Annotated in this window: 16 protein-coding genes and 4 pseudogenes; 12 read left to right on the forward strand and 8 right to left on the reverse strand. The window is 56.6% G+C overall.

Annotation, left to right across the window (positions count from 1 at the left end):
* Positions 1-33: 33 nt before the first annotated feature.
* From hglS to HA41_RS02930, 3 genes and pseudogenes are all read left to right on the forward strand, one after another.
* Entirely contained in the window at positions 34-1,374 is a 1,341-nt protein-coding gene (hglS, locus tag HA41_RS02920) for a 2-oxoadipate dioxygenase/decarboxylase HglS (RefSeq protein ID WP_094119517.1), read from the forward strand.
* A 512-nt stretch (positions 1,375-1,886) separates the two neighbouring features.
* On the forward strand, positions 1,887-3,407 hold the full coding sequence (locus HA41_RS02925; protein WP_094119518.1) for a carboxylesterase/lipase family protein: 1,521 nt from the start codon (positions 1,887-1,889) through the stop codon (positions 3,405-3,407).
* Positions 3,408-3,610: 203 nt separating this feature from the next.
* Positions 3,611-5,277: pseudogene (locus HA41_RS02930) on the forward strand (methyl-accepting chemotaxis protein).
* On the opposite strand, the gene HA41_RS02935 reads toward HA41_RS02930, so the two are convergent.
* Positions 5,235-6,116, reverse strand: coding sequence for a LysR substrate-binding domain-containing protein (locus tag HA41_RS02935; RefSeq protein WP_094119519.1), 882 nt, complete (start codon positions 6,114-6,116; stop codon positions 5,235-5,237). The pseudogene HA41_RS02930 and the gene HA41_RS02935 sit on opposite strands and share 43 nt — an antisense overlap.
* Positions 6,117-6,241: 125 nt before the next feature.
* Here HA41_RS02935 and HA41_RS02940 point away from each other — a divergent pair.
* Both HA41_RS02940 and HA41_RS02945 read left to right on the forward strand, forming a co-directional pair.
* Positions 6,242-7,407: pseudogene (locus HA41_RS02940) on the forward strand (methionine aminotransferase).
* A 72-nt stretch (positions 7,408-7,479) separates the two neighbouring features.
* Positions 7,480-8,256, forward strand: coding sequence for a transporter substrate-binding domain-containing protein (locus tag HA41_RS02945; protein ID WP_094119520.1), 777 nt, complete (start codon positions 7,480-7,482; stop codon positions 8,254-8,256).
* Between the two features lie 36 nt (positions 8,257-8,292).
* Here the strand turns inward: HA41_RS02945 and pepT are convergent, their stop codons facing one another.
* On the reverse strand, positions 8,293-9,519 hold the full coding sequence (gene pepT / locus HA41_RS02950) for a peptidase T (RefSeq protein WP_094119521.1): 1,227 nt from the start codon (positions 9,517-9,519) through the stop codon (positions 8,293-8,295).
* A gap of 127 nt (positions 9,520-9,646) precedes the next feature.
* Here pepT and HA41_RS02955 point away from each other — a divergent pair, with 127 nt between their 5' ends.
* Entirely contained in the window at positions 9,647-11,242 is a 1,596-nt protein-coding gene (locus tag HA41_RS02955; RefSeq protein WP_094119522.1) for an ABC transporter substrate-binding protein, read from the forward strand.
* A gap of 50 nt (positions 11,243-11,292) precedes the next feature.
* Here the strand turns inward: HA41_RS02955 and HA41_RS02960 are convergent, their stop codons facing one another.
* Positions 11,293-12,207: a LysR family transcriptional regulator gene (locus tag HA41_RS02960; RefSeq protein ID WP_094119523.1), complete on the reverse strand. Its 915-nt coding sequence runs from the start codon at positions 12,205-12,207 to the stop codon at positions 11,293-11,295.
* A 145-nt stretch (positions 12,208-12,352) separates the two neighbouring features.
* On the opposite strand from HA41_RS02960, the pseudogene HA41_RS02965 reads away from it, so the two are divergent.
* A pseudogene (locus HA41_RS02965) lies at positions 12,353-13,773 on the forward strand (M20 family metallopeptidase).
* Entirely contained in the window at positions 13,770-15,038 is a 1,269-nt protein-coding gene (locus tag HA41_RS02970; protein ID WP_094119524.1) for an MFS transporter, read from the forward strand. The pseudogene HA41_RS02965 and the gene HA41_RS02970 overlap by 4 nt, the downstream one beginning before the upstream one ends.
* Before the next feature lie 35 nt (positions 15,039-15,073).
* Here HA41_RS02970 and aldA read toward each other — a convergent pair whose 3' ends face one another.
* A complete protein-coding gene (gene aldA, locus HA41_RS02975; protein WP_094119525.1) occupies positions 15,074-16,510 on the reverse strand; it encodes an aldehyde dehydrogenase in 1,437 nt (478 codons plus the stop codon).
* Positions 16,511-16,706: 196 nt separating this feature from the next.
* Between aldA and HA41_RS02980 the strand changes: the two genes are divergently transcribed.
* Complete coding sequence (locus tag HA41_RS02980) at positions 16,707-16,973, forward strand: DksA/TraR family C4-type zinc finger protein (protein ID WP_094119526.1); 267 nt, start codon at positions 16,707-16,709, stop codon at positions 16,971-16,973.
* Positions 16,974-16,976: 3 nt separating this feature from the next.
* Here the strand turns inward: HA41_RS02980 and HA41_RS20645 are convergent, their stop codons facing one another.
* Together HA41_RS20645 and HA41_RS02985 are read right to left on the reverse strand one after the other, a co-directional pair.
* On the reverse strand, positions 16,977-17,075 hold the full coding sequence (locus HA41_RS20645) for a YoaK family small membrane protein (RefSeq protein ID WP_143807232.1): 99 nt from the start codon (positions 17,073-17,075) through the stop codon (positions 16,977-16,979).
* Between the two features lie 43 nt (positions 17,076-17,118).
* Positions 17,119-17,442: a hypothetical protein gene (locus tag HA41_RS02985; RefSeq protein ID WP_094119527.1), complete on the reverse strand. Its 324-nt coding sequence runs from the start codon at positions 17,440-17,442 to the stop codon at positions 17,119-17,121.
* A 360-nt stretch (positions 17,443-17,802) separates the two neighbouring features.
* Here HA41_RS02985 and rhaT point away from each other — a divergent pair, with 360 nt between their 5' ends.
* Positions 17,803-18,837 carry an L-rhamnose/proton symporter RhaT gene (gene rhaT, locus HA41_RS02990; RefSeq protein WP_094119528.1) on the forward strand — a complete coding sequence of 345 codons (1,035 nt, stop codon included), beginning with the start codon at positions 17,803-17,805 and terminating at the stop codon, positions 18,835-18,837.
* A 43-nt stretch (positions 18,838-18,880) separates the two neighbouring features.
* On the opposite strand, the gene rhaR is transcribed toward rhaT, so the two are convergent.
* Together rhaR and rhaS are read right to left on the reverse strand one after the other, a co-directional pair.
* Positions 18,881-19,753 carry an HTH-type transcriptional activator RhaR gene (gene rhaR, locus HA41_RS02995; RefSeq protein WP_094119529.1) on the reverse strand — a complete coding sequence of 291 codons (873 nt, stop codon included), beginning with the start codon at positions 19,751-19,753 and terminating at the stop codon, positions 18,881-18,883.
* 11 nt (positions 19,754-19,764) lie between these two features.
* A complete protein-coding gene (gene rhaS / locus HA41_RS03000) occupies positions 19,765-20,586 on the reverse strand; it encodes an HTH-type transcriptional activator RhaS (protein WP_094119573.1) in 822 nt (273 codons plus the stop codon).
* 295 nt (positions 20,587-20,881) lie between these two features.
* Here rhaS and rhaB point away from each other — a divergent pair, with 295 nt between their 5' ends.
* The gene (gene rhaB, locus HA41_RS03005; RefSeq protein WP_094119530.1) at positions 20,882-22,354 is read left to right on the forward strand and encodes a rhamnulokinase; all 1,473 of its coding nucleotides are present in this window, start codon (positions 20,882-20,884) and stop codon (positions 22,352-22,354) included.
* Positions 22,347-23,602 (forward strand): annotated as a pseudogene (locus tag HA41_RS03010) (L-rhamnose isomerase). Before rhaB ends, HA41_RS03010 begins: the two are co-directional and overlap by 8 nt.
* Positions 23,603-23,607: the final 5 nt, after the last annotated feature.

Consider the following 23,607-nt stretch of genomic DNA (forward strand, 5'->3'; position numbering starts at 1 on the left):
TAGCAACAACGCTCACGGTGTCAGGTGGAACAGATGGACAACTTTCTCAGTGCGGATGCAATCCGCACCCGCTTCTCTCAGGCCATGTCTGCGATGTATCAGCAGGAGGTGCCGCAATACGGCACGCTGATGCAACTGGTGATGGCGGTTAATGACCGCACGCTGGAGTCCGATCCCGCGCTGAAAGATCGTCTGGCGGCGGCAGATGAGCTGAACCGCCTTAACATTGAACGTCACGGTGCAATCCGGGTCGGTAGCGCCAGCGAACTCGCCACGCTGCGGCAGATGTTTGCGGTGATGGGAATGTATCCGGTCGGTTATTACGATCTCTCACAGGCGGGCGTGCCGGTGCATTCCACCGCTTTCCGGCCGGTCGACGACGCTGCGCTGCGGCGTAACCCTTTCCGCGTCTTTACCTCTCTGCTGCGACTCGAACTGATTGATGATGTGACATTACGTGAAAAAGCGGCGGCGATTCTGGCGTCGCGCGACATTTTCACGCCGCGCTGTCGGCAACTGCTGCAACTGCATCAGCAGCAGGGCGGATTCACGGCTGAGCAGGCGGCAGAATTTGTCAGCGAAGCGTTGGAAACCTTCCGCTGGCATGCGCACAGCAGCGTTGACAGCCAGACCTACCATGCGCTGAATCAACAGCACCGGCTGATTGCCGACGTCGTCTGCTTCCCGGGTTGCCACATTAATCACCTGACGCCCCGCACGCTGGATATTGATCGGGTTCAGCAACTGATGCCGTCACGCGGCATCGAACCCAAAACCCTGATTGAGGGGCCGCCGCGTCGTCAGGTGCCCATTCTGTTACGTCAGACCAGTTTCAGGGCGCTGGAGGAGGCGATTATCTTTAAGGAGGGGCATCAGGGCAGCCACACGGCACGCTTTGGTGAAATCGAGCAGCGCGGCGCAGCGCTGACGCCGGAGGGGCGGGCGCTGTATGACCGGTTACTGCAACAGGCGGGCAGCGGCCAGGATAACCAACAGCATCAGCAGCATCTTGCTGATGTGTTCCGGGATTTCCCCGACGATGAACAGACGCTGCGGCAGCAGGCGCTGGCGTGGTTTCATTATCGCCTGAGCGAAAAGGGCATCGCGACGCCGCCAGCCCGGGGCGAAACGCTCGACAGCCTGATCGCAGAAGGACGCATCATTGCCGAACCCATTATCTATGAAGATTTTCTGCCGGTCAGCGCAGCAGGCATTTTTCAGTCAAACCTCGGCGATCACGCGCAGGTACGCTCGACGGGCCAGGCCAGTCGTGCGGCGTTTGAAGCGGCGCTCGGCAGTGCGGTGATAGATGAAATGACGCTTTATGCGGAACGACAGCAACGTTCGCTGCTGCGTTGTGGGATGATGCAGTGACAACGCTGAAATGATAACGGGACAATCGTCGGTTGTCCCTTGTTAACCGGTGCACATCGGCAACCGATCTGTACATTCTCTCTGACTCTGCATAGCACTATCACTGCGATAACTCGTGTTATTAATGACCTGATAAGCAAGCGATACTTAAGATTATCTGTACGGCGGGTATTCCCTGATGCTGGCGTAAAATAATAAAATAAATTTAACTGTAAAGGCGATAAATGGCAGCGCAATTGCTGTGCTACGCCGATATGACTTGTTGTAATTAACTGTGTGCAGCCTTTTTTTATAGTGCCATCTCTGTTTTACAGCCCCGTAGCGCTGCCGATGTTAGCAGGAAAGCGTTAATAACTATAAACAGAAAGCGGGCGAATGCCTATTCAAACCTTTTGATAATGTTGTTCAGTACTTTGCATTAACCTTCAGCATAATCTGCAAATCTGTTCCGGACATGGACAATGTCTCAAGGCCTGCAAATAATGGAGAGACGTTTGAACAGGGAAACAGGAATGAAAAACGAAACAGGTCTGCGGATCATGACGGCAGAGGGTGAGTTGCGTGGATGCATGGATGACGACCTTTTCGTATTCAAAGGCATACCTTATGCCGCAGCACCGGAAGGGGCGTTGCGCTGGCGTCCGCCGCAGCCGGTAACCCCGTGGAAAAGCGTGCGTGATACCACACAGTTTGCCGCTTCAGGCTGGCAAAACCGTGATTATTGCCGGGCGGTAGGTGGCGGCGATCCGGGCGAATTTAGTGAGGATTGCCTTTATCTGAATGTCTGGACCCCGGACGTTGAACCGGCCACCCCGCTGCCGGTGATGGTCTGGTTACACGGTGGCGGATATACCATCGGCGCGGGCGGTCTGGCACCTTACAGCGGTAAACCGCTGGCCTCGCGCGGCGCGGTGGTGGTGACCATCAATTACCGGCTCGGCCATTTCGGCTTCTTTTCCCATCCGGCATTAGATGCGCAATATCCGGTTGCCGGTACGGTCAATAATTTTGGTCTGCTTGATCAAATCGCCGCGCTGCAGTGGGTGCAGCGTAATATTCCCGCGTTTGGCGGCGATCGCCGTAATGTCACGTTGTTTGGCGAATCGTCAGGCGCTCGTAGCGTGCTGTCACTCTGCTGCTCGCCGCTGGCGGAAGGGCTGTTTCACAAAGGTATCGTACAGAGCGCCTACAGCTTACCGGATACACCGCTGAAAAAAGCGCGGCAGCAGGGCATAGCTGTGGCTCGCCATCTCGGCCTGTCGCCCGATGCCAGTGCCGATGCGTTGCGCGCTTTGCCCGCCGATGCGTTCTGGTCGCTGGAGGGGCCACTGGCCATCCAGCCGGTGCCTATCTCCGGCGATGCGGTGCTGCCTGAGCCGATGCTGAAAACGTTTCTGGCGGCAAAGCAGCATCGGCTGCCGTTAATGGCTGGCAGTAACAGCGATGAAGCCAGCGTGCTGGACTATTTCGGCGTCGATAGCACCGCCATGCTGCATCAGTTGCGCGATAAAAATCGGGTGATTTACCGGATGCTCAAGTGGATGTATGACATCCATGACGATCGGCGTCTCGGTCGTGCGGTGGCGCGCGACATGGCCTTCAGTGTGGTGCCGTGGCTGGTGATGCGCGCCCAGCATAATACCGGGATGCCAGGCTGGCGTTACTGGTTCGATTATGTTTCGGAGAATGCACGCGATCTCTATCCGGACGGTACCTGGCACGGCAATGAAGTGCCCTATGTGCTTAATACCCTAAGTCAGATGCCTGACCCCAGTGAAAATCGGCCTTTCAGCGAAGGGGATCAGGCGTTCGCTGCGCGTGTCAGCGATTACTGGTTTCAGTTTGCCCGCGATGCCAGTGAATATAAGCATCTGCTTGAAGGAGAGGTGGTCTGGCCGGCCTGGCACCCCGGCGAAGATGTGACAATGTCACTGGGTGATAATCGACGCAGCGGTTTTGTCCTCAAAAGGAACTTTATGCGCGCCAGAATGCGCCTGTTCCGCCTGCTGATGACCAAAATGGTGCGCCTTTAGTTAGCGTGCTAACCATCAAATTGCGCGAATGGAATTAATAAGACTATTTGCGCATAATTCATTGAAAAGTAGTGTAATTAACACAAACCCTCGTTAAAGACGCTGTAAAATTTTAGTTAACAAAAGAGTTACACCTTCACTATCCCCTGCCGATAGATCTCCTATGCCCGACACTTACGGGTCAACGTGTATAGGATTTTGGTATGGGAATGCTCAAAAATTTCACCATTCGCGCTGTGATGCTCACCATTCTGGGTCTGTTCTGCTTATTGTGGAGCGGTGTCGGACTATTCAGCATCCATTCTCTCGGTGCGCTGAGCGAAGGGAATGATGTTGACCGTCATCTGGTGGAGCAAATGACGGTGCTCAGTAAAGGTAACGATCAATATTTCCGCGTTATCACGCGCCTGTCGCGCTTAATTGACAGCAAGACTGACGGCAAAACGCTGCCCGATGCCGCTTATGCGCCGGTGCAGCAGGCACTGGATAACATGACCCAACAGCTGGCGAACTTTAAACAGCTGGCACCGGGACCGATGAACCCGGATGTGGTCGACAGCGTGGTACAGAGCTGGCAGAAACTGCTGGATGAGGGCGTGACGCCGCAGTTGCAGCTTGCCCGTCAGGATTCAGCCGATGCCTATCGTCAGCAGGCCAATAATGTCACGCCGCAGCTCAGCCGGGCATTTGGCGCCAGTGCTGAAAAATTCAATCAGGGCGCTGCACAGGTCCTGGATCATACCCGGGTTGAAGTTGACGGCTTAACCGCATTGACCAAAATGATTATCACTGTGACGGTGATTCTCGGCCTGCTAATCCTGCTGTTTACCGATCGCTACCTGGTGGCCATGCTGGTCAGGCCGCTGGAAACCATCCGCAACCAATTTGCCACTATCGCCACCGGCGATCTTAGCCAGCCGGTGGCTGACTTTGGACGCAACTGTGTCGGCAAACTGGTGCCACTGTTAAGCGCGATGCAGGATAGTCTGCGTGAAGCGGTCAATGCGATTCGCAGCGGCACCGAGAATATCTCGCGTGGTGCAGCAGAAATCTCGGCCGGCAACAATGATCTCTCTTCGCGTACCGAAGAGCAGGCGGCGGCGCTGGAGCAGACCGCGGCCAGTATGGAGCAGCTGACGGCCACGGTGAAATTCAATGCCGACAATGCGCGTCAGGCGAGCCTGCTGGCGGAAACCGCCACCACCACCGCGCAACAGGGCGGCCAGCTGGTGAGCGAAGTGGTCAGCACCATGAACGGCATTTCCGGCAGTTCGAAGAAAATTGCTGAGATCACTAACGTGATTAATGGCATCGCCTTCCAGACCAATATTCTGGCGCTGAACGCGGCGGTAGAAGCCGCTCGTGCCGGTGAACAGGGGCGCGGTTTTGCTGTGGTGGCCTCTGAAGTGCGTAATCTGGCCCAGCGTAGCGCCAACGCAGCCAAAGAGATCGCTACCCTGATCGAAGATTCCGTTCAGCGGGTCGGAAAAGGGGCCGAGCTGGTCGCACCACCGGTGGCACCATGAATAACATTCTGAAATCGGTACAGGATGTGGATGCGATCATGAAGCAGATTGCCGCCGCATCGGAAGAGCAGAGTAAGGGCATCTCGCAGGTTGGCGCCGCCGTAACCGAAATGGACAGCGTGACGCAGCAAAACGCCTCGCTGGTTGAGGAAGTCTCCGCCGCTGCCAGCGCCCTGGCGTTGCAGACCGAAGCGTTGCAGGCCTCAGTGGCGAAGTTCCGCCTCTCCGGCAATGCGACCCAGGCTGCGCCCGCCGCACCGCTGAGGCCGAACGTGCCAAAAGCGCCGGCGCTGGCGAACGCTCAGACTAAGCCTGCTGATAATGGCGACTGGGTTACGTTCTGATCCTGGCCCAGCCACGCCACCAGTTCCGCCAGTAACGGTGGGGCTTCTCCGGGCGGCCGCTGCAGTAAACTGTAAGCCGCCCCGGTTTTTACTTCGCCAGTGAAGGGTTTAACCAGCCTGCCGCTGGCGATATCACTCTCCACCAGATTGCTGTCAGCAATCGCCACGCCAAATCCCTGAATCGCCGCACTAATCGCCAGGTCCATGGTGGAAAAATGCTGGTTGCGCTGCATCGTCACTGCGATCCCTTGTCCCTGTAGCCAGCATTGCCAGTCGCGCATGTCATCGGTGGGATGCAAAAAGGTCATGCCGGCCAGTTCCGCGGGTGAAGCGGGTAGCGACGTTCCCGCCGCCATCACCGGCGTCAGTGACTCGTCAAACAGCGTTATTGCATCACGGTGTGGTTTGCCATAAACGATCGCGGCATCAAAATTATCAAGCTGAGAAGCATGGTCCAGCGTGGTGGTCAGCGCCACATGCAGTTCCGGCTGCTGTTGCTCCAGCGCCATCAGCCGTGGCACCAGCCAGCGCATCGCGCAGGTTGGCGCTTTGAGGCGAATACTGGCCTGGGTGCGGCGTGCTTTTTCGCTGGCCTGTGCCATCAGTTCATAGCCCTGACGTAATTCAGGCAGCAGCGCCGCGCCCTGCGGGGTCAGACGCAGGCCACGGGCGTGTCGGTCAAACAGACTCAGGCCGAGCCAGTGCTCCAGCGCCGCAATCTTACGGCTGACCGCGCCCTGGGTAATGCACAGCTCCCGGGCGGCATGAGTCAGATTGAGGTGGCGGGCCGTCACCAGAAAAGCGTGAATAGCGTTAAGCGGCAGGGTTGTACGCGACACTGTGAACCTCAGCTATGCATTTTTATCATGGCTATTATGACGACAATTCGCTTGCCGACTCAAGTCTCAGCCCGTTGAATAGCCATTTACTGCATTCGCTTATCTATGCCTCTGACGGAGAGATCATGTCCCTGAACACGCCTGTCGCCATTAACTCAAAGTTGCCAGATGTTGGCACCACCATCTTCAGCGTTATCGGTCAGCTCTCAGCGCAGCATCAGGCGATTAACCTGTCGCAGGGCGCGCCCAATTTTCCCTGCGATCCGGCGCTGGTCGAGGCGGTCAGTCAGGCGATGCGTGACGGCCATAATCAGTATGCGTCGATGACCGGCTTGCCAGCGTTGCGTGAAGCCTTAGCCAGCAAGGTCGCGTCGCTCTACGGTCAGAAATATGATGCGGCCAGCGAAGTGCTGATCACCGGCAGTGCCAGCCAGGGCATCTATATGGCGATTTCCGCGCTGGTGCATCCGGGTGATGAGGTGATTTTTTTGAACCGGCGTTTGACAGCTACGCACCGGTGGTGCGGTTGCAGGGTGGCAAGCCGATTGGCCTTAAGCTCCAGGTGCCGGCATTTGCCATTGACTGGCAGCAGTTGCGCGCCGCGATTACGCCACGCACCCGGATGATCATCATCAATACGCCGCATAACCCCAGCGCTCAGGTGCTGACGCCAGAGGATCTTAATCAGCTGGCGGCACTCACGCGCAACAGTGACATTGTGGTGTTATCTGACGAAGTTTATGAACATATCCTGTTTGATGGGCGAAAGCACTGCGGCATGGCGACCCATCCGGAACTGGCGGCGCGCAGCGTTATCGTCTCTTCGTTTGGCAAAACCTTCCACGTCACCGGCTGGCGGGTCGGCTACTGTCTGGCACCGGCAGAACTGATGACGGAGCTGGTGAAAGTGCATCAGTTTATGATGTATGCCGCCGACACACCGATGCAGGTGGGCTTCGCGCAGTATCTGCAGAACGCAGAAAACTATCTGTCACTGTCGGCGTTTTATCAGCAAAAGCGCGATCGGCTGGTTGCGCTGATGCAGGATTCACCGTTTGAACTGCTGCCGTGCGCCGGTTCCTTTTTTATGCTGGCCAGCTACGGACATTTCAGTGACGAACCGGACAGCGAAATGGTAAAACGTCTTATCGTCGATTATCGGGTCGCCACTATCCCGCTATCGGCGTTTTATATGGATGGCACCGACAACAAACTGATCCGTCTCTCCTTTGCCAAAGATGAGGCGACGCTGGAGGCTGGCGCGGCGGCGCTGTGTGCCTTCCCGCAGTAACAAAAACGTTGCCTGACGGCTGCACTCAAAGCAGGACAGCGATCGGCTAAAACAGTAATTTCGGGGTAAGTAATGAAAAAACGCAACGCACTATTTCTGGCACTCGGCATGATGGCGTCGGTACAGGCACTGGCGCAGGATTTACGTTATGGCCTGGAGTCGCAGTATCCGCCTTTTGAAAGCCGCAATGCCAAAGGAGAGCTGGAAGGTTTTGATATCGAGCTGGGCAATGCCATTTGTCAGGCCGGTAAATTCAGCTGTCACTGGGTGGAAAGCAGCTTTGACGCATTGATCCCGGCGCTGCAGGCGAAGAAGTTTGACGCCATCAACTCGGCGATGAACATTACCGAAGCGCGAGCCAAAAGCATCGGCTTCACGCAGCCAATCTACCGTATTCCTACCATGCTGGTGGCGAAAACCGGCGAGAAGCTGGCGCCGACGGCCGAATCACTGAAGGGCAAGAATATCGGGGTGTTGCAGGGTTCGATTCAGGAAACCTATGCCAAAAAACATTGGGAATCACAGGGCGTGACCGTCACCTCCTATCAGGATCAGAACCAGGTCTATAACGACATGGTCGCCGGGCGACTGGATGGTACGCTGGTGATGTCGGCCGCCGGTCAGTCGGGCTTCCTCGACAAACCGCAGGGTAAAGGCTTCGGCTTTATTGGAAAGCCGGTCGAAGATGACGCAATTCTGGGGTCGGGTATCGGTTTTGGTCTGCGTAAAGATGATACCCAGCTCAAGCAGTCGCTGGATGCGGCGATCGCCAAAGTGCAAACCGATGGCACGCTGAAAAAGCTGGCGGAGAAATACTTTCCGGGTATTGATGTCAGCGTGAAGCCGTAAACCAGAATCGGGCGCAAAATGCGCCCGATTTCTGTGTTACTCCGTCGCCAGATAACAGAGCTTCTCGGCCACCTGATAAGATTTTACAAATGACGTCAGCGGCAGGAACTCAAAGCGCGAATGAAAGTTGTGCGCGCCGGTGAAGAAATTCGGCGTCAGCAAGCCCTTAGCCGACAGCGCCGCGCCATCAGTGCCACCTCGCATCGGAATCACCTTCGGTTCGATATCCAGCGCGCTAAGCGCTTTAAAAATCAGGTCAATCGCCCGACGATCCTCGCCCAGGGCATTGCTGATATTGCTGTAGATATCGGTGAGGGTAATGTCGACCTTACCGGTTGGATAGCGGGCGGCAATCGCCTGCGCCTGCTGCTGAAGCAGCTGCTTGCGGGCGGCAAAACTGGCGAGGTCAAAGTCACGAATCGACGCTTTCAGGATCGCCTGGCTGGCATTGGCCTGCATCTCATTGAACCAGATATAGCCTTCACGCCCCTCGGTCTGTTCCGGCGTCTGCTGGCGATCAAACTGACTGATAAAATCGTGGGCCATCAGCAGCGGATTAACCAGCACCCCTTTACCTGACATCGGATGCGCCGGTACGCCAGTGAAGCGAATCTCAGCGGCGGCTCCGTTAAAGTTTTCATACACTACTTCGCCCAGTTCGCAGCAGTCGATGGTCCAGGCGAAGTCCACGTTGAATCGGGTTTCCAGATCGAGCGCTTTGGCCCCGCGCAGGCCAATCTCTTCATCGGGTACAAAGGCCACCACAATATCGCCATGATCGCCGTGGAGGTTTTCCATCAGCGTCATCACTACCGTCACCGCCGCTTTGTTATCGGCGCCCAGCACGCTGGTGCCGTCACTGAAAATGACCTCCTGACCGATATAAGGGGCGATCTCCGGATGCTGGTCGCGGCGCAGCCAGATATCCTCATCGGCATTCAGGCAGAGATCTTCATCCTGCCAGCGCAGAATTTGCGGTTTGATATCGGGGGAGAGGCCGACGTCAACGGTATCGATATGGGTAATGAACCCGATGCGAGGCGCATTGGGACGGTTACCGCGTTTCACCGCCGTTACCGTGGCATGCTGATCAATCACTACCTGTTCCAGCCCCAGCGTACGCAGCTCAGCCGCCAGCAGTTCAGCCATCGCGTGCTGGCCTGGGGTACTGGGCAGGCTGGTCGATTTCGCATCACTCTGACTGCTGACGGCAAGGTAACGGAAAAAACGCTCGGTGAGTTGGGTCTCAAGTTTGTCGGTCATCACTATTCCTTATTAGTCAGCCATGTGCGGGGTTCGCTATGGTGCCGAATCGTGCTATCAATGAAGCATCTGAATGATTCATTTAGATATTCTGTTCACCGGAAGTCAATACAAAGCGAGGATGATAATGAAAATGAAGATAGCCACCTTAGCGCTTGTTACGGCTGGGATGACGCTGGCGGCCAGCGTTAACGCTAAAACGCTGGTCTACTGCTCTGAAGGATCACCAGAGAACTTTAACCCGCAACTCTATACCTCGGGCACCAGCGTTGATGCCAGCGCCGTACCGGTGTTTAACCGTCTGGTGGACTTTAAACCGGGCACCACCGAGCTGGTGCCCAGCCTGGCGGAAAGCTGGGAGATCAGCCCGGACGGCACAGTCTATACCTTCCATCTGCGTAAAAACGTCAAATTCCAGAGCAACAAACAGTTCAAACCGGGCCGCGACTTTAACGCTGACGATGTCATTTTCTCGTTTATGCGCCAGATGGACCCGAAGAACCCGTATCACAACGTCTCGGGCGGCACCTATTCCAACTTCGAAAGCCTGGAACTGTCGACGCTGATCAAACAGATTGACCGGGTAGATGACCATACGGTGCGCTTCACTCTGTCGCACCCCGAGGCGCCGTTCCTGGCCGACCTCGCCTGGTATTTCGCCTCGATTCACTCCGCTGAATATGCCGATCAGATGCTGAAAGCCGGTACGCCGGAGAAAGTTGATATGAACCCGATCGGCACCGGTCCGTTTGAGCTGGTGCAGTATCAGAAAGATTCGCGCATTCTGTACCGCGCCTTTCCGGACTACTGGCAGGGCAAGGCGAAGCTGGATCGGCTGGTGTTCAGTATCACCCCGGATGCCTCGGTGCGCTATGCCAAGCTGGAGAAGAACGAATGCCAGGTGATGCCGTTCCCCAATCCGGCCGATCTGGAGAAAATGCGCGCCAATCCGGATATTACGCTGGAACAGAAGGCCGGACTGAATACCGGTTTCCTGGCGTTTAATACCACCAAAGCGCCTACCGACAACGTTCAGGTGCGTCAGGCACTGGCGATGGCAATCAACAAGCCGGCAATCATCGACGCGATTTTTAAAGGTACCGGCACGGTGGCAAAAAATATTCTGCCGCCGGGCGTCTGGAGCGCCGACAAAGATCTGAAGGATTACGACTACGATCCGGAAAAAGCCAAAGCGTTACTGAAACAGGCGGGCGTTAAACCGGGCACCGAGATTGCGCTGTGGGCGATGCCGGTACAGCGGCCCTACAATCCCAATGCCCGTCGCATGGCTGAGATGATCCAGTCGGACTGGGCGAAGGTGGGCATCAAAGCCAATATCGTCAGCTATGAGTGGGGTGAATATCTGAAACGGGTCCGCAGCGGCGAGCATCAGGCGGCATTGATGGGCTGGACTACCGCTACCGGTGATCCGGATAATTTCTTCGGCCCGCTCTACAGTTGCACCTCGGCCCAGGGCGGTTCGAACTCGTCAAAATGGTGCTATCAGCCGTTTGAAAAGTTAATTACCACCGCCCGCGCCGAACCGGATCAGGGCAAACGCACCGCGCTCTATCTGCAGGCGCAGCAGATGATGCACGACCAGATGCCGGCCGTGATGATCGCGCACTCGACCATTTTTGAGCCGGTACGCAAATCAGTCAGCGGTTACCAGGTCGATCCGTTCGGTAAACACATCTTTTATCAGGTCGACATCAAACAGTAACACAAACCCTGTTGCTCGCCGGGAGGCGGACAACAGGGTGCCTGAATTGGCTAATCCTGCCGCAGTTGCCGATCGATTTCGCTTAACCGCTGCTGTAAAAAATCCAGAAACAGCGACAGGGCAGCCGAACGCTGGCGGCCTGATACCGTTTGCAGCTGCAGGGTTCGCTGGCTGAGCTGATCGACGCCCATCGTCCGCAACACCAGATTTTGCGACTCGCGCTCAAACAGCAGGGTAAACGCGCTACAGATGGTGACCGCCTGCGGCGTACGCAGCAAAAAGTGATACAGCGTCGCGAAATAATCACAGGTCAGCACCGGCTCCACCACGCTGCCATTCATCTGACAGGAGAGATCAAACAGTTGCCGCACCGTGGTGTGCTGACCCGGCAATGCCAGCGGCCAGCGGTGGAGATCGGCCAGCGTCACCTGGCGTGACGCCAGCGGGTGGCTCTGATGCATCGCCAGCAGCACCGGCGCTGGCCATGAGCCGAGCACCTCCACGCTGCGTTCCGGATGCAGACTGAACTGCAGCGCGACGTCGCATTCACCGGCCCGCACCGCTTCGGCCACCCCCTGTGAATGCGTGACATTCAGCGCAAACAGCACGCCCGGATTGGTGAGGCGAAATTCAGACAGCAGGCCCGGCAGCAGGCTGAATGCCATGCCATCGGTACAGGCGATACGGATGCGGGTTCGGCGTACCGCTTTCAGTCCCTTGATCTCTGCCAGCGCATATTCCATATCCAGCTGACTCTTGCGCACATGATGCGCGAAAATTTCACCGGCCTCATTCAACACCATCCCACGCGCATGACGTTCAAACAGCGGTACGCCCACCTGCGCCTCCAGCCGCTGGATCTGGCGGCTGATGGCCGAAACGGCGACATAGAGCTGCTCACTGGCGGCGCTGAGCGATCCGCCGTTCACTACCGCCAGAAAATAGCGGATTTCACTGCTCAACATGGTGACTCCTTTCCGACCGGACGCATTAAAAAGGGGCAGGGTGGCATTGCTTTAAAAGCAAGGCTCACTCGATAAATTGATAATTGTGGCAAAGCCAGAAGTTTGTCAAAGATAACTGACCATTAAAAAAACAAACAGGGCAAACATGACAGAGCAACAGGCGGTAAATCAGGCGATGCGCTATTTCGACAGCGGGGCGTTTCAGCAATTGCTGGCCCGCCGTATTGCCTGTATCACTGAGAGTCAGCATCCTGGTCGCCAGGCGGAACTGCAGCACTATCTGCAGGCTGAGATTGAGCCTCAGCTTGAGGCACTGGGTTTTACGCTTCACCGTTTTGATAATCCACAGCCGGAGAGTCCACCGTTTCTGATCGCTGTGCGGATAGAAGATCCGGCGCAGCCCACGCTGCTTTGCTACGGGCACGGTGATGTGGTGTCAGGCGATGCGGAGAACTGGCGGCAGGGATTATCACCGTGGCAGCTGACCGTGGAAGGCGATCGCTGGTATGGCCGGGGCAGCGCGGATAACAAAGGTCAGCACTGCATTAATCTGGCGGCGCTGGAACAGGTGATGGCGGCACGCGGCGGCCGGCTGGGCTTTAACTGTAAGTTCCTGTTTGAGATGGGGGAAGAGATCAGCTCGCCAGGACTGGCGCAGATTTGCCAGCAGCAACAGGCACTGTTAGCCGCCGATCTGTTTATTGCCTCCGACGGCCCGCGGCTGAATGCTGAGCGGCCGACGCTGTTCCTGGGCTCACGCGGAGCCGCTAACTTTCGTCTCACCATTACGGCACGCGATAACGCCTACCACTCAGGAAACTGGGGGGGATTATTAAGTAATCCGGGTACGCAACTGGCGAATGCGCTGGCCTGCCTGGTGAATACGCAGGGCGTGTTGCAGGTAGCGGCGCTGAAGCCCGACTCACTGACGCCAGCGGTGCGCGATATTCTCAGCGATATCGAAGTGGGTGGCATGCCGGGCGATCCGGCGCTGGCTGAAAACTGGGGTGAACCGGGGCTTACGGCAGCTGAACGGTTGTACGGCTGGAACACGCTGGAGGTGCTGGCGTTTGAAACCGGTCACCCGGCGCGGCCGATGAATGCCATTCCGGGCCGGGCCACCGCGGTCTGCCAGCTGCGATTTGTGGTTGGCACCGACTGGCAGAATCTGACGCAGCATATCGACCAGCATCTGCGCCAGCACGGTTTCGACAATGTCAGCGTGGAGTTTATGCGCGGCTCGCCGGCGACGCGGCTGAATCCGCAGGATCCGCTGGTGGCATGGGCGCTCAGCAGCCTGGCCCGCAGCAGCGGTAAAAGCCGGCGCTGTTGCCCAACCTCGGCGGGTCGCTACCCAATGAGGTGTTTGCCGATATTCTCGGCCTGCCAACGCTGTGGGTCCCGCACTCCTATCCGGCCTGCGGCCAGCACGGGGTCAATGAGCATATGCTGACCTCAATCGCGCGCGAAGGGCTGGAGATTATGACCCGGCTGTTCTGGCAACTGGGTGAAGAGGGCCAGCAGCTGATCGCCCGTCACCGTGACTGGCAGGAGAGTGGACAATGAGTAGCATCGCGCAGAGCACGCCACGGATCACGCCGAGCCTGCATAAAACCCTGTTTGCCACCTGTATTGGTAACGCGCTGGAGTGGTTTGATATCGCGGTTTATGGCTTTTTCGCCAGCTATATTGCCCACGCTTTCTTTCCGGTCAGCGACCCCTCGGTGTCGCTGCTGCTGACGTTTGGCAGCTTCGGTATTGCGTTTCTTATCCGCCCACTGGGTGCGCTGGTATTAGGTAACTACGCCGATCGCCACGGTCGTAAAAAGGCGCTGCTGCTGTCGATCAATCTGATGATGCTGGGCGGGGCGATCATCACCTTTATGCCGGGTTACGCCACCATTGGGCTGGCTGCGCCGCTGCTGATTATCCTGGCGCGGCTGATACAGGGATTTTCTGCCGGTGGAGAGTTTGGCAGTTCCACCGCTTTTCTGGTGGAGCACTTTCCGGAACGGAAAGCGTTTATCGCCAGCTGGCAGTTTGCCACCCAGGGCGCGAGCACGCTGATGGCTTCGGCGTTTGGGCTGGGCCTGACGCAGTGGCTGAGTGAAAGTGAAATCCAGGACTGGGGCTGGCGAATTCCATTTGCCTTTGGCTTACTGATTGGTCCGCTGGGTGCCTGGATTCGCCGCCACGTTCACGAGCCTGCCAGTTTTTTGGCACAGGAGAAGCACAGTGCGCCGCTTAAAACCCTGTTCGGCCGGCAGAAGGCGCTGATCACGCTGGCGATTGGGGTGATGGTGATTTCAACGGCGATCAACTACATGCTGAACTACATTCCGACCTATGCCACCAAAACGCTGCACTTGTCGGGATCGGTAGCCTTCACCGCGACGCTGATGGCGGGGATCATCTTGACGGTCGTCACGCCGATTATGGGGCTGTGGGCAGAGCGTATTGGCCGTCTGCCGCTGATGTGGGGATCGCTGTTACTGCTGATGGTGACCATCTATCCGGCCTTTAAAGGCATGGTCGATCACACCACGCCGACCACGCTGATTCTGCTGGTGGCCTGGATGGCGCTGCTGAAGTCCGTTTACTTCTCGACGGTGCCTTCGGTGATGGCCGATCTGTTTCCTGCCACCACCCGGGCCAGCGGTATGGCAATCAGTTATAACGTGGCGGTGACGGTGTTCGGCGGTTTTGCGCCGTTGATTTGCAGCATGTTGATCGCCGCCACCGGCAGCAGCCTGGCGCCAGGCTATTATCTGATGGCGGTCGCCGTCCTGAGCGGTGTGGCGCTATCGCGCAGCCGTAAGCATCTGGGATAATAAAACGGGCCGCGCTAACGGCCCGTTTTTGCTGTTTAGCTGAACTGAAGATAGGCGACGTGGGTCTGCAGATACTCTTCCAGCCCATGTTTGCCGTCGGCACCGCCCACGCCCGATTTACGCCAGCCGGCATGAAAACCCTGCATCGCCTCGAAGTTTTCGCGGTTGACGTAGGTTTCGCCAAACTTCAGCTGACGCAGTGCCTTCATCGTGGTGTTAAGATTCTGCGTATAGAGCGAAGATGTCAGACCATACTGGCAATCATTAGCCAGCGCGATCGCCTCGTCCAGCGTGTTAAAGGCCATCACCGGCAGCACCGGACCAAAGATTTCCTCCTGCATAATCTCCATCTCCTGATGCACGCCGGTGATCAGCGTCGGCTCATAAAAGAAGCCTTTATCGCCAGACCGTTTGCCGCCCAGTACCACCGTTGCACCTGCTGCCACCGCATCCGCCACTTTCTGTTCGACGCGCGCCAGGGCCGCAGCGTTAATCAGTGGTCCCATATCAATATCGTTATGCTGAGCCGGGTCACCCAGTTTCACCTGCCGGAAAGCGGCGGTGAGTGCAGTGATAAATTCATCGTAGATGCCCTGCTGAACATAGACGCGTTCTGCGCAGTTACAGACCTGGCCGCTGTTGATCATCCTGGAGTTGACGATGGCCCGTACTGCGAGATCGATATCGGCATCATCCATCACGATGGCCGGTGCTTTACCTCCCAGTTCCAGTGACACCTTAGTGACATTTTTCGCCGCCGCCTGCATGGTCGCAATGCCGGCACCCACGCTGCCGGTCAGGCTGACCAGGCCCACTTTCGGGTTCGCCGCCAGCTCCTGTCCCACTTCCGGGCCATAGCCATAAACAAAGTTGATGACGCCGGCGGGCAGCTCAATCTGCTGTAAAATCTCAGCAAAAATGGCGGCGTTATTCGGGGTCAGTTCACTGGGTTTGATCACGATGGTGCTACCCGTGATCAGCGCTGGCGCGGCTTTACGCGCAATCAGGAAGAACGGGAAGTTCCACGGCAGGATACCGGTGGTGACGCCAATCGCTTTTTTAAACAGGAAAATATTCTCATTGGCGCGGTCGCTGTTGATGATTTCACCTTCATAACGGCGAGCCCATTCAGCCATATAGTCGAGATAGTCTGCGGTGAATAGCACTTCAGTCTGTGCCAGCCCCTGCGTTTTTCCCCCTTCCGCTACAATGGTCGCGGTCAGCTGTGGTTCGCGTGCGCGAATTGCCGTGGCGATCTTATGCAGCCAGAGGCCTCGCTCCACGGCGGGCAGGGCTTCCCATGCTGGCTGCGCCGCTTCGGCAGCGAGAATAGCGCGCTGTGCATCCTCTTTGTTGCCCTGCGGGATGCGCGACAGCAGCGCTTCGGTGGCGGGATTAATCACCTCAATCCACTTATCATTATGATCGGCGACAAACGCGCCATTGATGTAATGTTGATGATGTGTTGTCATTCGCAGGACTCTCCGCTAACGGTACGTTGCAATAATGTAATAGCAGGGTGAAACAGATCCGGCGGGTCTACCTTTTCCTGATTGCCAAACGCGAAGAACTGCTGGCAACCAATCACAGAAATCGGCGAGTTTTACGGCAAAAACAGCAAATTGTTATAGATTTAAAGGAGTGAAGCCGTAACAGGAGAATCACATCATGGCAAACGGATGGGCGTCGGAAGGCGCAGTACAGGAGCAGATCGACAGCACCGTCAACGACGGCATTGAACGTGTCCGGCAGTCAATCGGTCAGGGCGAAAGCGCCATCGAATGCGAACTCTGTGGCGAACCCATACCTGAGGCGCGCCGCAAAGCGCTGAAAGGCGTACGTTACTGCGTATCCTGTCAGGAGAAAAGGGACAAGCAGCAGCAGAGCAGCAGTTTGTTTAACCGCCGGGGCAGTAAGGACAGCCAGCTGCGCTAGGCGTCAGGAGCCCGGCATCGCCAGACCACTGCCAATAAACCAGGCCAGAAAGGCTACGCCCGCCACGATAATGGCGATAGGAAAGAGGATGCCAATTCTCATTATTTTCCTGCTGATAACAGAGAGGGTCAGGCGGGCGATCTTATCACGACAGCTGTAACACTGCGCGGTGGGTTTTCAGCAGGGTGAACAGCTGGAACTGCGTCGCATCAGTGACCTCACGCAGCAGTTCTCCTTTTTTAAATAAAATATGCTCAACGTGTCCCAGCTGACGCCACACGACAATGGCTGCGGCGATTAAGGCACAGTGTTGTTCTGCCTGTACACATTCAATGGTGGCATAGTGCGTTTCATCCAGTCCGTTGACAAAAACCTTCATGGCATCGGCGGGCAAAATCGCCCGCAGATCATCCAGCATCACCTGGCTCACTGAGCGTGAAAGAAACAGTGTTAACCACTTCGTCGTCATCCCAATCCCTGAATCCGATCAATTTCCCCCAGTTTATACGAACCCCGGCACCGTAAGGAAAGGCTTCTTTGTTCTTTTGCCAAAATGATCGTGCGCATGGCAGTCAGACTGATAATGTGCTGCGTCACACAGCAAAATTATAAAAAATACAGAATAATAAGCCACTTAGACAAAAATCCGTCCGGCAATCTGACAAAGAAGATTTTGTGATCCCTGGCGGGATTAATCGGACGATTTTGCCAGTCCGTTGCGGTATCCGGCATTCATTCAAAGGCTGAGGAATTCCTGCAAAACGTAGACTGCCTGCTAAGCGGAAATCGTCTGGTTTCCGTCAGGCCTCAACCTAACCAGGAAAAAACAATGAACAGTGCCATTATTGCAGGAATCTTCTGGCATTTTGTCGGAGCTGCCAGCGCCGCGTGTTTCTACGCGCCTTTTAAACAGGTGAAAAGATGGTCATGGGAAACCATGTGGTCGGTGGGTGGTGTGATGTCGTGGCTGATTCTGCCCTGGGCGGTGAGCGCTATTTTGCTGCCCGACTTCCACGCCTATTACAGTAGCTTCAGCCTCGCCCAGCTGATGCCGGTATTTCTGTTCGGCGCGATGTGGGGAATCGGTAACATTAACTACGGTCTGACGATGCGCTATCTCGGCATGTCGATGGGCATCGGCATTGCCATTGGTATTACGCTGGTGGTCGGCACGCTGATGACGCCGCTGCTGCAGGGTCGTTTTGGTGAGCTGTTCGCCTCGGCCGGGGGCCGCTTAACCCTGCTCGGTGTGCTGGTGGCGCTGATTGGGGTGGGCATAGTGACCCGCGCTGGCCTGCTAAAAGAGCGGGCGCTGGGCATTAACGCGGAAGAGTTCAATCTTAAAAAAGGGCTGGTGCTGGCGGTGATGTGCGGTATTTTCTCCGCCGGTATGTCATTTGCGATGGACGCCGCGAAGCCGATGCACGAGGCCGCCGCGCAGTTGGGTATCGACCCGCTCTATGTCGCGCTGCCGAGTTATGTGGTGATCATGGGCGGCGGAGCGCTGGTTAATCTGGCGTTCTGTTTCTACCGACTGGCCACCCGACCCGAACTGTCAGTACGCCGTGATTTCTCGGTGGCAAAACCGCTGCTGATGGCGAACGTGGCTTTTGCCGTCCTCGGCGGCACCATGTGGTATCTGCAATTCTTCTTTTACGCCTGGGGACACGCCCGAATTCCAGCGCAGTATGACTATGTCAGCTGGATGCTGCACATGAGCCTCTACGTACTGTGTGGCGGTCTGGTCGGTTTACTGATGAAAGAGTGGAAGTCAGCGGGGCGACGGCCGGTCAGCGTTTTATCGATTGGTTGCGTGGTCATTATCATCGCCGCCAATATCGTTGGGCTTGGCATGGCAGCCTGATCGGAAACAGCAGGGAAGCGCGAGCCTGCGATGCGGGCTCGCGCTATTGTGATTCAGTATCCGCGTTTTTTAATGCCTGAGCCAGTGAAATAAAGCGCTGACGCCAGGCGCTGGGAGTCAGACCGGTATCGCGGGTAAAGACCACCGAAAAGTAGTTACTGTCATCAAAGCCGCAGCGCGCTGCCACTTCACTGATCAGACAATCCTGGGTACGTAGCAGATACTTCGCCTGGCAGAGCTGCAGCTGGCGCAGATAATGGCCGATGGTCATCCCGGTTTGCTGGCGAAACAGCTGCCTGAGCGCCCGCTCGTTAAGCTGGTTATGCTGGCAAAACTCGGCAAGGTCAAAAGGTCGGGCAATCGCGCCCTGTAATGCGGACATCAGCAAATCTAACTGCTCGCCCTCCGGCAGCGCCCACGGGCGATCGGCAGCATAGCCATGTCGGCGAAGAATCAGCGCCAGCTGCAAAAACAGCGCCTCCGACAGCTGCACTGACAGGGAATCGCTTTTGCGGCTTTCGCGTTCCAGCTGACTAATCACACCGCGCGCCAGTGCCATACCGCGCGTGGTCAGACGCCAGCAGCCGGGCGCATCGGCACCCTGTGGTGGTAGCAGCTGATTCCAGTCAAGTCCGAGGGTGAAGCGATCACGACAGTAGAGGATATTATCCAGCACCAGGTCGTTGACGCTGTCATAGCTGTGGCAGTCATTGTCGCCGATATAAAAAACGTCGCCACAGGTGATCAGCCAGGGACGATCGTTGAGGAGATGCAGACCATTGCCGCGCCAGACAATGACGATTTCACTAAACTCGTGCCTGTGCGGCGGGAAAGAGGGTTGAGGCATCCGTTCGGCTACCGCCACCGGTAAGCTGGTGGCAGGAAAATAATCATCCCGGCTGAGTATCAACGCCATACTGTGCTCCTTTACAACATCTGCTGGCGCTCCGCTCGTGGTGCGCAGCCAAATTCGCGCCTGAACAGGGTAGAGAAGTGGTTACTGTCACCAAATCCACACTGAAAGGCGATATCGGTAATTCGCATATCACTGTGACGCAGCAAATGGCGCGCCTGCAATAACCGCAGCCGGTTGAGATAACGCTGCGGCGTGCTACCGGTTTGCTGCTTCATTTGTCGGTGCAGCGTGCGCAGCGACAGGCAAAAACGATCGGCCAGTTCATCCCAGACGACCTCATCACTGTAGTGCTCGTTCAGCCAGTCGAGCAGGCGATGCAGACGTGCCTCCTGATCCTGGCTCTGTTCGTCACGGCACGCTTCACGCAACAGCACCAGCAGTTGCAGAAACAGCTGCTCCTGGCGTGCCTGCTTCTCCAGTGACCAGACCTCATCCTGCCGCATCTGAGTCGCCACACTCAGCGCCTGGGTCATCACTTTGTGATTAATACGCCAGTGCGACGCATAGTGCCCATCTTTATCACAGGGCAACAGCGCCTGCAGTCCGGAGAGAAAACGAAATGCGCCTGGACTGCGATACAGCACGTTAGTCAGGCAGAGGTTTTCAGTCTGTTCATAAAGGTGACGATCGTGATCGCGCACAAAGCAGACGCAGCCGGCGCACAGCGTTTGCGGCTGACCGTTGAACACGTGAATGCCTGACCCATGCTCAACCAGCACAATTTCATGAAAATCATGATGGTGTTCCGGAAAAGCCTGCTGTGGAACACGCGGCTCAATAGCGATTGCATAATCGCCTTCCGGGAAGAAATCTGCACTGTGCAAAATGGTCATCATTGCCTCTCGCCACTGTTAACAAAACTGTAACGAAGTCTAATCAGGACAGTGTCACCTTACCTTGAATTTTCTGCTCATCTCAGCAGTAATCCTGCTGATTATTCAAGAAATCCTCAGCAGTTAACAAATTTGCGGCAGGGGTCACATCACCTTTGCTGCTGTCTCTGTGATCTCTCTCACGAACTTCTTTGCCAGTCTGCCAGTGACCTTCGCCCGCTGGCACTGTCGGGAAGGTGGCGACCCGGCAGGATTTTTACTCTGTGACCATCAAATCACAGGAAAAAATGCTGCCATGACCAAGCGAAATATTGTTGCTATCGATCTCGGCGCATCCAGCGGACGGGTGATGCTCGCACACTGGGATGCCGCTCAGCGCCACCTCAGCCTGCGCCAGGTACGGCGTTTCGCGAATACCCGCCAGCGTCGTGATGGCTATGACTGCTGGGATGTGGCAATGCTGGAGCAGGAGATCCGGGCCGGACTGGCACAGCTGGACGCCGAGGGCGTGGTGCCGGACAGCATCGGCATTGATACCTGGGGTGTGGATATGGTGCTGCTCGATGCCAGCGGCGAGCAGGTAGGAGAAGCGGTAAGCTACCGGGATGCCCGCACTCACGGCCTGATGGAGCAGGCGCAGCGCGATCTGAGCCACAGCGCAATTTATGCCCGCACCGGCATTCAGTTTCTGCCGTTTAATACGCTCTATCAGATGCGGGCGCTGCAGCAGCAGCAGCCTGACTGGCAGGCCCGCGTCGCGCATGCGCTGATGATCCCGGACTATCTGCACTATCGCCTGACCGGCAATCTCAATTGGGAATACACCAACGCCACCACTACGCAGATGCTGAATATCGACAGCGGCGAATGGGATCGCGATCTGCTCAGCTGGGCCGGTGTCGATGCCGCCTGGTTCGGCCAGCCACAGCCACCAGGCAATACCGTCGGCCACTGGCTAAACGCCCGCGGTGAGCGCATTCCGGTGATCGCCGTCGCCACCCACGATACCGCCAGCGCGGTACTGGCGACGCCGCTGATGCAGGAGGATGCCGCCTATCTCAGTTCCGGCACCTGGTCATTAATGGGCTTTGAAAGCCTGCAACCTTACGCGTCGGAAGCGGCACGGCATGCCAATATCACCAATGAAGGCGGCGCGGAAGGCTACCGCGTACTGAAGAACATCATGGGATTGTGGTTACTGCAGCGCGTCTGCGATGAGCTTCATATCGACGATCTCAGCCCGCTGATTGCCGACACCGCCCGACAGCCCGCCTGCGTGTCATTGATCAGCCCGAACGATGCCCGTTTTATTAATCCGGACAGCATGGTCACCGAGATCCAGAATGCCTGTGCGGAGCAGGGTATGCCGGTGCCGCAGTCCGCGGCGACGCTGGCGCGCTGCATTTTTGACAGCCTGGCGCTGCTCTACCGCGAAGTGATCACGGAACTGGCGCAACTGCGCGGCAAACCCTTCAGCCAGCTGCACGTCGTGGGCGGCGGCAGCCAGAATCATTTCCTCAACCAACTGTGCGCTGATGCCTGTCAGGTTCCGGTATTAGCAGGACCGATCGAAGCATCAACTCTGGGCAACGTAGGCTGTCAGCTGATCGCGCTCGGCGAGCTGACCGATGTAGCCGATTTCCGCTGCTGCGTGGTCAACAATTTCCCGCTCAAAAAATTTGAACCGCAAACAACCAGCGCTTTTGGTGCCAGTCAGGCACGCTTTACTGCGCTGAGTCAACCCGCTAAGGAACTCGCTTATGACTAAGCAGATTGAACAGGCTTTTGAACTGGCTAAACAACGTTACGCCGATATTGGGGTTGATGTTGAACAGGCCATCCGCCAGCTGGATAGTATCCCGGTTTCCATGCACTGCTGGCAGGGTGATGATGTCCGGGGCTTCGAAAACCCGCAGGCGCGTTAACCGGCGGTATTCAGGCAACCGGCAACTATCCGGGACGCGCCCGCAACGCAGGCGAGTTGCGGGCCGATCTTGATAAAGCGATGTCACTGATTCCCGGCGCTAAACGCCTGAACCTGCACGCCATCTATCTGGAAAGTGACAAACCGGTGGCGCGTGATGCAATTGAGCCGGAACATTTCGCTAACTGGGTCAGCTGGGCCAAAGAACACAAGCTGGGCCTCGACTTCAACCCCAGCTGCTTCTCACATCCGCTGAGCGCAGACGGCTTTACGCTTTCCCATGCCGATAAAACCATACGTCAGTTCTGGATCGATCACTGCAAAGCCAGCCGCCGGGTCTCTGCCTCATTTGGTGAGCAGCTGGGCACGCCTTCGGTCATGAACATTTGGGTACCGGATGGCATGAAAGATATTACCGTTGATCGCCTGGCCCCGCGTCAGCGTCTGATGAGCGCGCTGGATGAGATCATCTCAGAAAAACTCAATCCGCAGCACCATATCGACGCGGTAGAGAGCAAGCTGTTTGGCATTGGTGCTGAGAGCTACACCGTGGGCTCTAACGAGTTTTATCTCGGTTACGCCGCCAGCCGCCAGACGGCACTATGTCTGGATGCAGGTCACTTCCATCCGACCGAAGTGATCTCCGACAAAATCTCTGCCGCCATGCTTTATGTCCCGCGTCTGTTACTGCACGTCAGCCGTCCGGTGCGCTGGGACAGCGACCACGTGGTGCTGCTGGATGATGAAACTCAGGCGATCGCCAGCGAGATTGTCCGTCATCAGCTGTTTGACAAAGTACATATCGGCCTCGACTTCTTTGATGCCTCAATTAACCGCATCGCAGCCTGGGTTATCGGCACCCGCAACGCCAAAAAAGCGCTGCTGCGCGCTTTGCTGGAACCCACCGATCGTCTGCGCCAGGTGGAAGCCGAAGGCGATTACACCGCACGACTGGCACTGCTGGAAGAGCAGAAGTCACTGCCGTGGCAGGCGGTATGGGAAGCCTGGTGTCTGCGTCACGATGTGCCCGCCGATGCCAGCTGGCTGAGCGATGTCCGTCACTATGAACAACAAATCTTGAGTCAACGTTAAGGATT

Source organism: Pantoea conspicua (assembly GCF_002095315.1).
Taxonomy (GTDB): Bacteria; Pseudomonadota; Gammaproteobacteria; order Enterobacterales; family Enterobacteriaceae; genus Pantoea; species Pantoea conspicua.